Raw genomic sequence first — 14,940 nt, forward strand, 5'->3', positions numbered from 1 at the left:
GCGGATCAACCGCGCTCCGACGGCACCGATGACAATTCGAACGGGCTGCTGCTGCGCCGCTGGTTGCGATCTTCCCGCGGCGTGGCACCGAAGAAATTGCGATAGGCGCTGGAAAAGTGCGGCCCCGAGGAGAAGCCACAGGACAAGCCGATCTGGATGATCGACTTGCTGGTTTGCATCAACATCTGCCGAGCCTTGTTCAGGCGCAGTTCCAGGTAATACTGGCTCGGCACACGGTTGAGGTATTGCTTGAAAATGCGCTCCAGTTGCCGACGGGACACGCACACGTGCTGGGCGATTTCGTCGGTGGTCAGGGGCTCTTCGATGTTGGCTTCCATCAGCAATACGGCTTGTGTGAGCTTCGGATGGCTGGAACCGAGGCGGTTCTGCAACGGAATACGCTGGCGTTCGCCGCCCTCGCGGATGCGCTCGACCACCAGTTCTTCGGATACCGCACCGGCCAGTTCCGCCCCATGGTCGCGAGCCAGTACGGCCAGCAACAGGTCGAGCACCGACAGGCCGCCGCACGCGGTCAGGCGATCGCGATCCCAATCGAACAGATGACTGGTGGCGATGACCTTCGGAAAGCGCTCGGCGAAATCGTCCTGCCAGCGCCAGTGCACGGCAGCGCGATAACCGTCGAGCAAACCGAGTTGCGCCAACGGATAAACACCGGCCGACAGACCGCCGATCACGCAACCGGAACGCACCAGTTGCTTGAGCGCACTGCTGAGCGCCGGCGCCAATACGGTCGGCGGCTCGTCCGCGAGCAGGAACAGTTTCTGGAAGTTTTCGAGTTTGCCGGTCCACGCTTCACCCGGCAATTGCCAGGCGCTTTCGGCCGGCGGCTCGACCTGCAGGAACGACAACTCGTAAACCACGTCCGGATGCACACGCTGGGCAACACGCAAGGCCTCCTCAGCCAGCGCAAGCGTCAGTGCTTTAGTGCTGGGCCAAATCAGGAAACCAATTCGATGGGCAGTCATGGTGGGCAATCCGAAGCGGAGAACAGTGATGAAGGCATGGGCCAATGCTAGCCCGTAAATGAACGCAAATCTCAAAACCAACAGAGATCTAAATGTGGGAGCGAGCCTGCTCGCGAAAGCGGTGGATCAGTCGACATCTGTGTTGAATGTCACACCGCATTCGCGAGCAGGCTCGCTCCCACAAGGGATCGGGGCCGGCCTCTAAATTGCGAAGCATGCACTATCCCGGTGCACAACGGCAGTCCTGATTACTTCAAGCTACCGGACAGGAATTGCTGCAAACGCTCCGATTGCGGGTTCACCAGCACTTCGCGCGGGTTGCCGCTTTCTTCGACCACACCTTTGTGCAGGAACACCAACTGGTTCGACACTTCGCGGGCGAAGCCCATTTCGTGCGTCACCACGACCATGGTCCGGCCTTCCTGGGCCAGGGCCTGCATGACTTTCAACACATCGCCGACCAGCTCCGGGTCGAGTGCGGAAGTGGGCTCGTCGAACAGCATCACCTCAGGTTCCATCGCCAGCGCACGGGCAATCGCCACACGCTGCTGCTCGCCACCGGACATGTGTCCCGGATACGCGTCTTTGCGATGAGCCACGCCCACCTTGTTCAGGTAGTGTTCGGCTTTCTCGCGCGCTTCAGCCTTGGACATGCCCAGCACATGCACCGGCGCTTCCATGATGTTTTCCAGCGCGGTCATGTGCGACCACAGATTGAAATGCTGGAACACCATCGACAGGCGTGAACGCATGCGTTGCAGCTGTTTCGGGTCGGCCGCCTTCAGCGCGCCGTCCTTGTTCGCCACCAGCTTCAACTCTTCGTTGTTGAGCAGGATCTTGCCCGCGTGCGGCTGCTCCAGCAGGTTGATACAGCGCAGGAAAGTACTTTTGCCGGAGCCACTGGAACCGATGATGCTGATCACATCGCCGGCTGCCGCTTTCAGGGACACGCCCTTGAGCACTTCGTGACTGCCATAGCGTTTATGCAGGTCTTGGACTTCAAGTTTGTACATGCTGTCGGTTCTCACAAAAACAGTCAGTCAGTGGTATTCAGTGCTTGCGCGGGGCCAGGTAGCCCAGCCAGCGGCGCTCGGCCATCTTGAACAGTTTCACCAGGATAAAGGTCAGGCACAGGTAGAACACGCCGGCGGTGATGTACGCCTCGAACGGCAGGTAGAACTGGGCGTTGACCGTGCGCGCGGCACCGGTGATGTCGATCAGGGTCACGATGGACGCCAGACTGGTGGTCTGCAGCATCATGATCACTTCGTTGCTGTACTGCGGCAGCGCCCGGCGCAAGGCCGACGGCAGCAGGATGCGCTTGTACATCTTGACCCGCGACATGCCCATGGCCTTGGCCGCTTCGATCTCACCGTTCGGCGTGGCGCGCAGGCTGCCGGCGATGATTTCGGCGGTGTAGGCGCTGGTGTTGATCGCGAACGCCAGGCACGCACAGAACGTTGCGCTGGACAGCCACGGCCAGAGGAAGCTTTCACGTACCGCTTCGAACTGCGCCAGACCGTAGTAGATCAGGAACAACTGCACCAGCATCGGCGTGCCGCGGATCACGTAGGTGTAGAGCCAGGCCGACATGTTGACGACCGAGTTCTTCGAGACGCGCATCAAGCCCAGCGGCAAGGCGCACAGCAAGCCGAAGAACAGCGACAGCGCGAGCAGTTTGAGGGTGGTCACCAGGCCGCCGAGGTACAGCGGCAAGGCCTCCCAAATGACGTTGTAGTCGAAGATCATAGATCAGCCGCCCTTACGCCTACCGAGTAGCGCTTCTCAAGGTGACGCAATGCCAGCAACGACACACTGGTGATCACCAGGTACATCGCCGCCACTGCGAGGAAGAAGGTGAAAGGCTCGCGGGTGGCATCGGCCGCCTGCTTGGCCTTGAACATCATGTCTTGCAGACCCACCACCGAAATCAGCGCGGTAGCCTTGGTCAATACCAGCCAGTTGTTGGTGAAACCCGGAATCGCCAGACGAATCATCTGTGGCACCAACACCCGGAAGAACACCTGGAAACTGCTCATGCCGTAAGCCATGCCGGCTTCAGCCTGGCCCTTGGGGATCGCCATGAAGGCGCCACGGAAGGTTTCCGACAGGTACGCACCGAAGATGAAGCCCAGGGTGCCGATACCGGCGGCCAACGGGTTCAGGTCGATGTACTCGTCAAAGCCGAGCAGCGGTGCGACGCGGTTGAGCAGGTCCTGGCCGCCGTAGAAAATCAGCAGGATCAGCACCAGGTCGGGAATACCGCGGATCACCGTGGAATACAGGTCGCCCAGCCAGGCCAGCCAGCGCACCGGCGACAGACGCAGTGCCACGCCGATCAGACCCAGAACGATGGCCATGGCCATGGACGACAAGGCGAGCTGAAGCGTCAGCCAAGCGCCATCGAGGATGACAGCCCCGTAGCCTTTCAACATGATTCAGGTCCTCGAAAGTTGGGATGAAAAAATGGCGCAAACCTCAGAGATCCTGTTGCTTGCGCCATTTCGGACTTGTCGCTGGGACGTATTACTTGCCGTAGATATCGAAGGCGAAGTACTTGTCCTGGATTTGCTGGTACTTGCCGTTCGCACGAATAGCGGCGATAGCGTTGTTGAGCTTGTCCAGATCTTCCTTGTCGCCTTTGCGCACCGCGATGCCTACGCCGTCGCCGAAGTATTTTACGTCGGTGAACGCAGGGCCGACGAAGGCGAAACCTTTACCGGCGTCGGTTTTCAGGAAACCGTCATCCAGAAGCGTAGCGTCTGCCACGGTGCCGTCGAGGCGGCCGGCGGCCACGTCGAGGTAAATTTCGTTCTGCGAACCGTAAGGCTTGATCTCGGCACCCAGCGGGGCCAGGACTTCGCGGGCGAAACGCTCGTGGATCGAACCACGCTGCACGCCGATGTTCTTGCCCTTGAGCTCGGTCAGGCCTTCGCTGACCTGAGTGCCGGCCTTCATGACCAGGCGAGCCGGGGTGTTGTAGTACTTGTTGGTGAAGTCCACGGACTTCTTGCGATCTTCGGTGATCGACATGGACGACAGGATCGCGTCGATCTTGCGCACTTTCAGTGCCGGGATCAGGCCGTCGAACTCTTGCTCGACCCACACGCACTTAACCTTCATCTCTTCACACAATGCATTGCCGATGTCGTAGTCGAAACCAACGATGCTGCCGTCCGGAGCCTTGGACGCGAACGGAGGGTAAGCCGCCTCGATACCGATTTTCAGAGGTTTATCATCGGCGAAGGTTGGCATGGACAGCACGGACAGTGCCAGGGCGCCAAGCAGCACGAGTTTCTTCATCTTGGGACTCCATCGGTAAAGGGCAAAAACGGCAGAGTGAGCGACAGCCCAATATGCGAGTGAGTGGAACCAGAAAGCAGTGCTACGTCCTGGGAAGCGGGTGTTGAAATTCAACACGAGCAACGACGAGCGAGTGATCGGCATTCTAACGACAGGCCCGAGGCCGATATTTCTTCAATGCGACAACTAATTACAGAAGCACTGAGAAAGTCGTTTTAGCGCGTTGACAGCCCTGCAAAATCATGCAAGAGCAAAAGACATTGAACCGATCTATATTGCAAATTGCGGGCCTATTATTGGCAAACCCTTCTAATCCGGCAAGCGCAGTGTAGTGGCTTATTTTTTTGAGGCGCATTTCAGGCCCGGATTTACCCCCCGGCGTTTCCCAATGCCCCGTATTGGCGCGATGCGGTTACACATTCAGTAACCTGAAAGAATGTAGGTAACAGTAGGAATTGTCCTGCGGCTGAAGCCGATATTTATTGGCCCGCGTTTAATTGCTGCCTGACAGACCGCCATCGCTAGCAGGCTAGCTCCCACAATGGTTTTGTGTCGTGCCCATAACTTTCATCCCCCCCAATTCCCCTGTGGGAGCTAGCCTGCTAGCGATGAGGCCAGCCCAACCAACCCCCCCCCCAGGCACAAAAAAGCCCCGCCAGGCTCAACACCTGACGGGGCTTTCAGTGACTCAGAGCTGCCGCTTACGCGACATTCATCGTCTTGTGCGTATCAATCAAATGCTGCACCACACTCGGATCAGCCAGGGTGGAGATATCACCCAACCCATCATATTCAGCCGTCGCAATCTTGCGCAGAATCCGGCGCATGATCTTGCCCGAGCGAGTCTTCGGCAGCCCTGGCGCCCACTGGATGACATCCGGCGAAGCAATCGGGCCGATCTCCTTGCGCACCCAGTTTTTCAGTTCCAGGCGCAACTGCTCGTTCGGCTCTTCGCCGTTTTTAAGGGTGACATAGACATAGATGCCCTGCCCCTTGATGTCGTGCGGCACACCGACCACCGCCGCTTCGGCGACTTTCGGGTGAGCGACCATCGCACTTTCGATCTCGGCGGTGCCCATGCGGTGGCCGGACACGTTGAGCACGTCGTCCACGCGACCGGTGATCCAGTAGTAACCGTCCGCGTCACGACGCGCACCGTCACCGGTGAAGTACATGCCACGGAAGGTCTTGAAGTAGGTGTCGACGAAGCGGTCATGGTCGCCAAACAGCGTGCGCGCCTGGCCCGGCCACGAATCGAGAATCACCAGGTTGCCCTCGGCCTCGCCTTCGACGATGTTGCCCAGGTTATCCACCAGTGCCGGCACCACGCCGAAGAACGGACGCGCCGCAGAGCCTGGCTTGAGCGCGTGAGCACCCGGTAGTGGGCTCATCATGTTGCCGCCGGTTTCGGTCTGCCACCAGGTGTCGACGATCGGGCAACGGGACTTGCCGACATTCTTGTAGTACCAGTCCCAGGCTTCCGGGTTGATCGGCTCGCCCACCGAACCCAACAGGCGCAGGCTGCTGCCATCCGCGCCTTCAACAGCGGCGGTGCCCGAGGCCATCATGGCGCGGATCGCGGTCGGCGCGGTGTAGAGGATGTTGACCTTGTGCTTGTCGACGATCTTCGCCACCCGGGTGATGTCCGGGTAGTTCGGCACGCCTTCGAACAGCAGCGTGGTCGCGCCGTTGGCCAGCGGGCCGTAGACGATATAACTGTGGCCGGTGACCCAACCGACGTCGGCGGTGCACCAGTAGATTTCGCCCGGGCGGTAGTCGAACACGCGCTCGTGAGTCATGGCTGCATACAACAAGTAACCGCCGGTGGTGTGCTGCACGCCCTTCGGCTTGCCGGTGGAACCCGAGGTGTAAAGGATGAACAGCGCCTCTTCAGCACCCATTTCTTTCGGCGCGCACACGGTGCCCGCCACTTTCATCAGGTCCTCGAACCAGATGTCGCGATGCTGGTTCCACTTGATGTCGCCACCGGTGCGCTGGCACACGATGACTTTCTGGATGCTGCTGGTTTCCGGGTTGGTCAGGGCGTCGTCGACGTTGGCCTTGAGCGGGATCTTCTTGCCGGCACGAATGCCTTCGTCGGCCGTGATCACCACTTTGGATTTGCAGTCGATGATGCGACCGGCCAGGGCTTCCGGCGAGAACCCGCCGAACACCACCGAGTGAATCGCGCCGATCCGGGTACAGGCCAGCATGGCGACCACGGCTTCGGGGATCATCGGCATATAGATAGTCACCACGTCGCCGCGGTGCACGTCCTGACCACGCAGGGCGTTGGCGAACTTGCACACTTGCTCGTGCAGTTCGCGGTAAGTGATGTGGCGGCTTTCGGCAGGGTCATCACCCTCCCAGATAATCGCGACCTGATCGCCGCGCTCGGCCAGATGACGGTCGAGGCAGTTGTAGGAAACGTTCAGGGTGCCGTCGGCGAACCATTTGATGTCGACGTGGTGATCGTCGAAGGAAGTCTGCTTCACCGTGGTGAAAGGCTTGATCCAGTCGAGGCGCTTGGCTTGCTCGCGCCAGAAGCCGTCGGGGTTGACGACCGACTGCTGGTACATCGCCTTGTAGGTCGCCTCGTCGGTCAGCGTGTTAGCCAGAACCTCGGGACGAACGGGATACAGGGAAGCCGCACTCATCTTTCTTACCTCGGTGGAATAGTTGTTTTTGTATGACCACGTTTTAGCCGGGCCGGGCCTATAGAACCATTCGACGATGGTAGTAACAAGCCCCTACAAATTGTCGTGAAAACCCCCTACTAAACATCGCACGACACCTGTAGGAGCGAGCCCGCTCGCGATGGTCGCCAACGATAACGCGCCCAACCTGACACCCCGCAGTGCTCTCCGGCTCATCGCGAGCAAGCTCGCTCCTACAACGTTATTCGGGGATTGTTACAGGATCTGTCAAAAGTGTTTATCAAAACCACGGCTATATGGACGAGGCGCGCCCACCTAAAATCAGCCACGCCAACAAGGCAACCTGATTAACCCAGTTGCAGCCCCCACGAAGGCAGTTAATCAAACACCCTGGTACTGAAGCTCCACACGCAATCCCAAAAAGATTGCGTGCCCCCTTTCGACCTCTAAAAGGTAAATTTCAAATGAAAGCTTTATTGGTTCTGGCCCTCAGCAGTCTGTGCGCAACCGCCATGGCAAACGAGGTCCCAACTGATGTCGCGCAGCAACAACCAGCAATAGAGGAATACACCTACTCCACCCATCTGGACATCGCCAAAGTGATCTCCATGAGCGAAGCGCCGAATGTGTGTGAAGTTGTGCCGATGAAAATGGAATACGAAGACTCCCACGGCCAACGGCACATCCTGCGCTACAGCATGATGGGCAACGGCTGCTCCAACGGCTGATCTCCTGCTTCACCCCTCCCCTGAAAGGTTCGACCCACCCGCCGCGATCAGGTAGATGAAACGCCGAACCTTAATGATCGATTAAATCGATTATTTTAAGCATTTATTTGCGCTTTTTAATCGAATTCATTGGCGTAGTATTCATTTCAACCCAAGACAAACAACGCTTACAAAACTGGAGCAACAACCATGAAAACCCAACTGATCCTCGCCCTGACCCTCTCCGTACTGGCTGCCAACACCTTCGCCGCCGATGGTTACGACCGCACCGGCTCGGCTGCTTACACCACTGAAGCCGCTGTCGCTTCCGACGGCTCTGACCACACTGGCGCCGCCCGTCTCGCCGCCGATGGTGCCGATCACATTGGCGCAGGCAAACTCGCCTCCGACGGCGCTGACCACACCGGTGCCGCCCGCCTTGCCGCCGATGGTGCAGACCACGTCGGTGCCGCTCGCCTGAGCTGATCCACCAGCGTGACTTCACAGCCCGACTTCGGTCGGGCTTAGTTGTGTCTGGAGCCTGAGAAAACCCCACCGAAACACAAGATGTAGTGAAAAAAGCCTTTTCTGGTCATTTCTTGAGCAAAAATAATCCGGGGCAAAAAATCAGGAAAAAAAATCTTCCCCCGCCAACGCCCTTCAAAGCCCTGTAAACCCTCACTCCAACCGAAAAACGGCCCCCGTCGACCGATCCGTGAGCCATTTCGCCGCACCACAGCACGCAAAACTTCCCTATAATGCGGCCTTAAACGGGCCTGCAATATTCCCTTACAGGGACGAAAAGCCAGTCTGAAGCCCCGCACAAGCGATCAACGCTTGCTGCGCCCATCAGTGGCTCTCGGAACCCCGTACAAAATTCTGTTTGATGCCTGCGTATAGCTGCCGCAAAAAACGATTCCTTTAGATCCAACGCGGCCAGTAAGGCCGTGTGAAAAACCGACCTATCCAATTTCACACGGGCACACTGGCCCTCACGCAGGAGACGACACGTCATGCTGAGCTGGGACGAATTCGACAAAGAAGACACGGAAGTAGCAGTCAAGAGCGCCAACGCTGGCCATGCCACCGAAGCCAACATGGACCGTCTCGACAGCGCCGGCGGTGCCGCCGCCCTGGAAGCCCGTGCCGTGACCGCTTCTGACTCCGCCGCCGTTGCCCGCGCCAAAGCCGCCCTGGATTCCCTCGACGTCGCCGAAGGCCTCGCCGAACTCGAAGGCGCCTCCGCCCGTGTCGCCGTTGACGAAAAGCGCATGATCAACTGCCGCGCCGACCTCAACCAACTCGTACCCTTCAAGTACGACTGGACCTGGCAGAAGTACCTGGACGGCTGCGCAAACCACTGGATGCCGCAAGAAGTCAACATGACCGCCGACATCGCCCTCTGGAAAAACCCGGAAGGCCTGACCGACGACGAGCGCCGCATCGTGATGCGCAACCTCGGCTTCTTCTCCACCGCCGACTCCCTGGTTGCCAACAACCTGGTCCTGGCCGTGTACCGCCTGATCACCAACCCGGAATGCCGCCAGTACATCCTGCGCCAGGCCTTCGAAGAGGCGATCCACACCCACGCCTACCAGTACTGCATCGAATCGCTGGCCATGGATGAAGGCGAAATCTTCAACATGTACCACGAGATCCCATCGGTCGCGAAAAAAGCCACCTGGGGCCTGAAGTACACCCGCTCGATCTCCGATCCGAAGTTCGAAACCGGCACCGTCGAAACCGACAAAGAACTGCTGCGCAACCTGATCGCCTACTACTGCGTTCTGGAAGGCATCTTCTTCTACTGCGGCTTCACCCAGATCCTCTCCATGGGCCGCCGCAACAAAATGACCGGCGTCGCCGAGCAGTTCCAATACATCCTGCGCGACGAATCCATGCACCTGAACTTCGGCATCGACGTGATCAACCAGATCAAAATCGAAAACCCGCATTTGTGGGATGCCGAGATGAAGGAAGAAGCTTCGCAGATGATTCTGCAAGGTACTCAGCTGGAGATCGAATACGCGCGTGACACCATGCCTCGTGGGGTATTGGGCATGAATGCTGCGATGATGGAGGACTACCTGAAGTTCATCGCTAACCGTCGCCTGTCGCAGATTGGTCTTAAAGAAGAGTATCCAGGGACGACTAACCCGTTCCCTTGGATGAGCGAGATCATGGACTTGAAGAAAGAGAAGAACTTCTTTGAGACGAGGGTTATTGAGTATCAGACTGGTGGGGCTTTGAGCTGGGATTGATTTCCAAGCTAGCCGCGATTTGACGAACTGAATCGACGAATCGAAAACCAAAAAGCCCCGATCTGATCGGGGCTTTTTTATGAGGTAGGAAAACTCTTACTCGCAATCTCGGTAGTAGCTAAATCTCCTACATGTATTCCAGCACCATCTGTATTGAGGACCATTCCAAGCAGCCCTAAGCTCTACTGCAGGTGCCTAAGAAACGCCCAACGTAGAAAGCTAGCCAATTGCATAGACGAGCAGTCACCCTTGGTGACCTATCGTACGGCTGTGTGAGGCTTTTGCTCGTTGGAGCTTCTTATGTCCACTCTACGTTGGGGTCAGGCCCGCCAAAGTCCAAACGTAGAGGTAATGGATATGCCTGAACACAACCTTCTCGTCACTCTCCAAACCATGGAGATCGGTCATGTCTGATCTCCTTTCTGCAACAGTCTTCACCCGCCACAACCTCCCTCTACATGCCCTCCTCCTGGAAAACCAACCATGGTTCTGCGCCCGCGATATCGGCCGCTTGATGGGTGTCCATCTAAGTGAACGCATGGTCAACAAACTAGACAAAGACCAGCACCGCTCGTTGTGGATTGAGTATTACCGGCAACCGGAAAAGCAGCTGATGCTCAGTGAGTCCGGTGTTTATGCGCTGTTGGTTTATCACTACGCGCCTGGAAATCGATTACTGCGTGAGTGGGTCACTCATCAAGTGGTGCCGGCCTTACGTGATGCGGAGCAGTCGGACAATTCGGATCGGCCGATGCTGAGCTTGTTGGATTGGCCAGAAATGTCGCTGAGCCTGCTGCACTGGCAGGATGAAGGCTGGATTCGGTTGCGGGATATGCCTTACCTGTTGCTCGATCACACGCAACAGCGGGCGCCGGTCGTTAAACCTTGGTGGCGGAAGGTTGTGCAAGTATTTCAGTCGTCGAAGCATTCGATAGGTTAGGTGACCTGCTTCTTGTAGGACCGTTTGCGAGAACCTTCCCTTCTTTTTGTAGGAATTTTCGTAGACATTCGTAGTGGCCACTCAGTATCGTCCGAGGGTAATTAACCCTCGGCGATTGTATGGATACGGAAAAGAGCAACGGCGATTGGAGTGAGGTAGAGATTCAGGCTGCGGTCGATGCCTATCTCAGCATGCTGTCTCGCGAGCAGAACGGTCAGGCGGTCAACAAGGCTCATGAAAATCGCGTCCTGCGCGAGGGTGCTTTGGCTGGCCGAACCAAAGGTTCGGTTGAGTTTCGGATGCAGAACATTTCTACCGTGTTGGTTGAACTCGGGCGAGACCGCATCGAGGGCTACAAACCCGCCAAAAATGTCGGCGCCAATGTTGCGAAGAGCATTCGTGAAGCACTCAATGCTCCAGGCCCTTTGACTCCCGAAGACTTCGCCCCGACAGCGGACGAGGCGACGCTGGAGCAGCGAGCTGCAAAACTTGAGCGACAACCGATTAAAGCCGAGCCAAAAGGGATTAAGAAACCAGAGCAAACTCAGTCCAGCGGAAAGTCGTACGTTCGCGATCCGGAAGTGAGAGCGTGGGTTCGCCAGCAGGCTGAAGGTAAATGCGAAGGCTGTGGCAACCCTGCTCCGTTTGAAAAGTCGGGCACTCCGTTTCTTGAGGTTCACCACGTTAAGCATTTGGCACAGGAAGGCTCAGACCGTCCGAGCAATGCTGTAGCGCTATGCCCGAACTGTCATCGGCGTTGTCATCATTCGAGTGATCGGGAAGAGTTCACAGCGTTGCTTTATGAAAAGGTTGGGCGATTGATTCCCGAATAGTCAGACAAGCTGGATTTTGTGGCGAGGGAGCTTGTCGGATCGCCGCACCGTCCCGCTCGGCTGCGGAGCAGTCGCCCAGCAAGTTACGTGCTCCGTCTGATTGATCGCGTTTGCTGAGTTGGGGCCGCTTCGCAGCCCCGCGGGAGCAAGCTCCCTCGCCACAGTAAGGTGTTTGTCTGCCAAATCGGTGCAAGGGCTGCCAGCCAGGCTCAACGCCCCACCTTCCCGCCTTCATCCCCCTCCACATAATCCACCCGATAATTCGCCACATAACTATCCACAGCCGTCCCAATCGTTGGAAAAAACGCCGTCTCCCCCAACCGTGCAAACAACCCAAACCGCTTCAGTTTGTCCTTCACCGGGTCCTTCATCTCGGCAATGCACAACTCGATACCCGCCGCATGCAACGCGTCGTCCAGTTCGGCCAACATGTCGGCAGACGTCACATCGACACTGGTGACGGGGCCTGCGGCGACCACCAGTCTGCGCACGGGCGTGGGTGATGCCGCCACGGCGTCCAGCACGCGGTCGCTGAACAGTTCGGCATTGGCGAAAAACAGGGGCGCATCCCAGCGAAACAGGACCAGGCCGGGGATCAGGCGCGCGTCGGGGTAGCGTTTGATGTCGTGGTAGCCCTTGACCCCGTCGGCGCGGCCCAATACCGCGGAGTACGGGCGCCAGCCGTCCCAGAGGAACTCGATGACGGCAATCACGATGGCCAGGCCGATGCCCTCGATCGCGCCGAACACGGCCACGCCGACCGTACAGACAATCGACAGCCCGCACTCCCAGCGCTGGATGCGATAGATCCGGCGCAGGTCGGCGATCTCGATCAGGCCAATGGCCGAGGCGATCACGACGGCCGCCAGGGCGCTGGACGGTAGATGTTGCAGCAGGTCCGGCGCCACCACCAGCAGCAAGGCCACCGCCAGTGCGCCGACGACGCCGGTCATTTGGGTTTTGGCTCCGGCGGCTTCGGCCACGGGTGTGCGTGACGAGCTGCTGCTGATCGGGAAGCCCTGAAAGAAACCGGCTGCGAGATTGGCGATGCCGAGGCCCAGCATTTCCTGGTTCGGGTTGACGTAGGTTCGGGTCCGCGCCGCGTAGACACGGGAGAGCACGCTGGTGTCGGCGAACGAGACCAGTGCCACGGCGCAACCACCGATCACCACCGGGACGATGTCGGCGCGGGTGATCCAGGGGATGGCGAAACCGGGCAAGCCTTGGGGGAGCGAACCGAGGACCGACACGCCGGCGCGTGTCGCCAGGTCGAGTACGCCCACGGCGACTGTCGCGCCTGCCACGGCGATCAGGATGCCCGGCAGTCGCGGCCATCGTTTGAGCAGCAGGATCGCCGCCAGGGTGAGCCCGCCCACCGTGAAGGTGGTCCAGTTGACCTTTCCTTCCATCACCGCTGAGGCGATGGCCCCTATGTTTCTCAATGGGCCGTCGGGTTCAATCGAAAAACCGAACAGCTTGGGCAACTGGCTGATTAATACGGTCAGTGCGATGCCGTTCATGTAGCCGTAGCGGATCGGTTTGGACAGCAGCTCGGTGATAAAACCCAGACGCGCGATACCGGCCAAGATGCACACCGCTCCCGAGACGATCGCCATCATCCCCGCCAGGGCGACGGCACGCTGCGGGTCGCCGCCGGAGAGTGGAATGATGACAGCAAGGATGACGGTCACCAGGGAGGAATCCGGGCCCATCACCAGAATTCGGCTGGGGCCGAACAAGGCATAGGCCAGCAGCGGAACGATGGTCGCGTAGAGGCCATAGATGCCGGGCACGCCCGAGGCCACCGCATAGGCGATACCGACGGGTACCAGCATCGTGGTCAGCACCAGGCCGGCCACGATGTCGTTGCGCAACCATGCCGGTTGGTATTCGCGCAGCATGCCCAGCCCCGGTAGCCAGCGGCGCCAACCGGTCTGTTCATCGCGGCGGGCTATGCGGCCCGGTTCCGGGAGAGGGGGCGAAGCGTCTGAATGGCTCATGAACCGCCCTCGTTGATGTAATGCTGTTCATTTAAAAACTGTAGGAGCGAGCTTGCTCCGGGCGGCGATCCGACGATGGACTCAAGAGCGCTGCGTTTAACCTGTAAACACGCGTAATCGTTAACGACCATCGCGAGCAGGCCCGCTCCTACAGTGGAGCACTCCCTCGTTGATGGGCTGTGCAGGCTCGGCGATATCGAGGTGATCTGAGTGTAGCTATTGCTTCGAATGCGCCATCACTGGAAGCTGGTCACCTAAAGGACTTGGAACCCGACATGAAATTCGACCTCGCCTACTGCCTCAGCCTCAACGACAAGTTGTCGATCTACGACGTTCGGGATCTGAATTTCGACGAGACGATGGATTTCGACTCCGCCAGGGAACACTTCCAGTGCCCCAACGATGCCTGTCGCCTGGCGTTCGATGCAGCCAATGAGTTGGGCACGTTCAACGCCAAGAATGTGAATTACGTGCGCACGCCGCACTTCAAGAACTTGCCGAGTACACGGCATGTCGAGGGCTGCCCTTATGTCAGCGTGAAGACGCCGGCGTCGGGCGCGGATGAGGCGGAAACGGATGACAGTCGCGAGGAACATTTCCCGTCGGAATTGTTACTGACCCGGCGGGAGTATGTGCGTAAGTCGTCCAGCCCGGTGATGATTGCCGATGTGGTTCGGGATGAGCCATTGGCGCCTAAGGCGGCTAGCAATGTCGAACAACCGAGCAGGGAATCGGCCCCGGACAAGACCAGCATCTTCGCCCATCCGGTGGAGTGTTTCGTGTCGAACTTCGACGACAAGGATTTGCTCAAGCGCGTGCCGCTGAAGATTGGCGAGCACACCGCGCCTTACGGGTCGTTTTTCAAGAAGATCGAGTATCTGCAAGACAACAAGGGGCTGATTTACTGGGGCAAGGTCAAGGAGATCAAGGACTACACCCAGAGCTTTCGCATCGACTTCGAGAAAAAGGTCTGGTTCGAGAAGAAGCCTTACTCGGTCAATGTCTACCTGAGCAAGAAACTCATCGACAGCTACCGCAAGCGCAAGGCTTTCCTGGAGGAGATCAAGCACGCCATCGAGAGTGGTCGGGAGTTGTACTGCTTTTTTTATGGGGTGACGCCCGAGTTGAAGCAGGTGCCGAGCAAGAAAAAACCCGAGCAGACGTTCGGGGTGTTCAGTGCCAACATCGAGAATCTGGATCACTTTATCGTGCGGGAAGCGCCGGGGTTGGCGGGCAAGTAATACGAAACGCAG

Annotated in this window: 13 protein-coding genes; 6 read left to right on the top strand and 7 right to left on the bottom strand. The window is 58.3% G+C overall.

Features of this window, described 5'->3' with window-relative positions:
• Positions 1–5: 5 nt before the first annotated feature.
• The 6 genes from argR to acs form a co-directional block, all read right to left on the bottom strand.
• Complete coding sequence (argR, locus tag AC3ITA_RS22285) at positions 6–986, bottom strand: transcriptional regulator ArgR (RefSeq protein ID WP_489278375.1); 981 nt, start codon at positions 984–986, stop codon at positions 6–8.
• 248 nt (positions 987–1,234) lie between these two features.
• Positions 1,235–1,999 carry an ABC transporter ATP-binding protein gene (locus AC3ITA_RS22290; RefSeq protein ID WP_046042317.1) on the bottom strand — a complete coding sequence of 255 codons (765 nt, stop codon included), beginning with the start codon at positions 1,997–1,999 and terminating at the stop codon, positions 1,235–1,237.
• A gap of 37 nt (positions 2,000–2,036) precedes the next feature.
• On the bottom strand, positions 2,037–2,735 hold the full coding sequence (locus tag AC3ITA_RS22295; RefSeq protein WP_095944561.1) for an ABC transporter permease: 699 nt from the start codon (positions 2,733–2,735) through the stop codon (positions 2,037–2,039).
• A complete protein-coding gene (locus AC3ITA_RS22300) occupies positions 2,732–3,421 on the bottom strand; it encodes an ABC transporter permease (protein ID WP_015096506.1) in 690 nt (229 codons plus the stop codon). The genes AC3ITA_RS22295 and AC3ITA_RS22300 overlap by 4 nt, the downstream gene beginning before the upstream one ends.
• A 91-nt stretch (positions 3,422–3,512) precedes the next feature.
• Positions 3,513–4,289: an ABC transporter substrate-binding protein gene (locus AC3ITA_RS22305; RefSeq protein ID WP_489278376.1), complete on the bottom strand. Its 777-nt coding sequence runs from the start codon at positions 4,287–4,289 to the stop codon at positions 3,513–3,515.
• 701 nt (positions 4,290–4,990) lie between these two features.
• The gene (acs, locus tag AC3ITA_RS22310) at positions 4,991–6,946 is read right to left on the bottom strand and encodes an acetate--CoA ligase (RefSeq protein WP_095944559.1); all 1,956 of its coding nucleotides are present in this window, start codon (positions 6,944–6,946) and stop codon (positions 4,991–4,993) included.
• A gap of 464 nt (positions 6,947–7,410) precedes the next feature.
• On the opposite strand from acs, the gene AC3ITA_RS22315 reads away from it, so the two are divergent.
• The 5 genes from AC3ITA_RS22315 to AC3ITA_RS22335 all read left to right on the top strand — a co-directional run bounded on the left by AC3ITA_RS22315 (position 7,411) and on the right by AC3ITA_RS22335 (position 11,687).
• Positions 7,411–7,674: a DUF2790 domain-containing protein gene (locus tag AC3ITA_RS22315; RefSeq protein WP_057713604.1), complete on the top strand. Its 264-nt coding sequence runs from the start codon at positions 7,411–7,413 to the stop codon at positions 7,672–7,674.
• Positions 7,675–7,863: 189 nt separating this feature from the next.
• Positions 7,864–8,139 (top strand): hypothetical protein, encoded by a 276-nt coding sequence (locus tag AC3ITA_RS22320; RefSeq protein ID WP_095944558.1) that lies wholly within the window; start codon positions 7,864–7,866, stop codon positions 8,137–8,139.
• Between the two features lie 527 nt (positions 8,140–8,666).
• A complete protein-coding gene (locus AC3ITA_RS22325) occupies positions 8,667–9,914 on the top strand; it encodes a ribonucleotide-diphosphate reductase subunit beta (protein ID WP_489278377.1) in 1,248 nt (415 codons plus the stop codon).
• Positions 9,915–10,320: 406 nt separating this feature from the next.
• Entirely contained in the window at positions 10,321–10,854 is a 534-nt protein-coding gene (locus AC3ITA_RS22330; protein WP_150674252.1) for a BRO-N domain-containing protein, read from the top strand.
• A gap of 119 nt (positions 10,855–10,973) precedes the next feature.
• Positions 10,974–11,687 carry an HNH endonuclease gene (locus AC3ITA_RS22335; protein ID WP_150674253.1) on the top strand — a complete coding sequence of 238 codons (714 nt, stop codon included), beginning with the start codon at positions 10,974–10,976 and terminating at the stop codon, positions 11,685–11,687.
• Positions 11,688–11,896: 209 nt separating this feature from the next.
• On the opposite strand, the gene AC3ITA_RS22340 is transcribed toward AC3ITA_RS22335, so the two are convergent.
• A complete protein-coding gene (locus AC3ITA_RS22340) occupies positions 11,897–13,687 on the bottom strand; it encodes a SulP family inorganic anion transporter (protein WP_489278378.1) in 1,791 nt (596 codons plus the stop codon).
• 275 nt (positions 13,688–13,962) lie between these two features.
• Here AC3ITA_RS22340 and AC3ITA_RS22345 point away from each other — a divergent pair, with 275 nt between their 5' ends.
• Positions 13,963–14,928 carry a hypothetical protein gene (locus AC3ITA_RS22345; protein WP_150674255.1) on the top strand — a complete coding sequence of 322 codons (966 nt, stop codon included), beginning with the start codon at positions 13,963–13,965 and terminating at the stop codon, positions 14,926–14,928.
• Positions 14,929–14,940: the final 12 nt, after the last annotated feature.

It is taken from the genome of Pseudomonas sp. GL_090 (genome assembly GCF_057837765.1).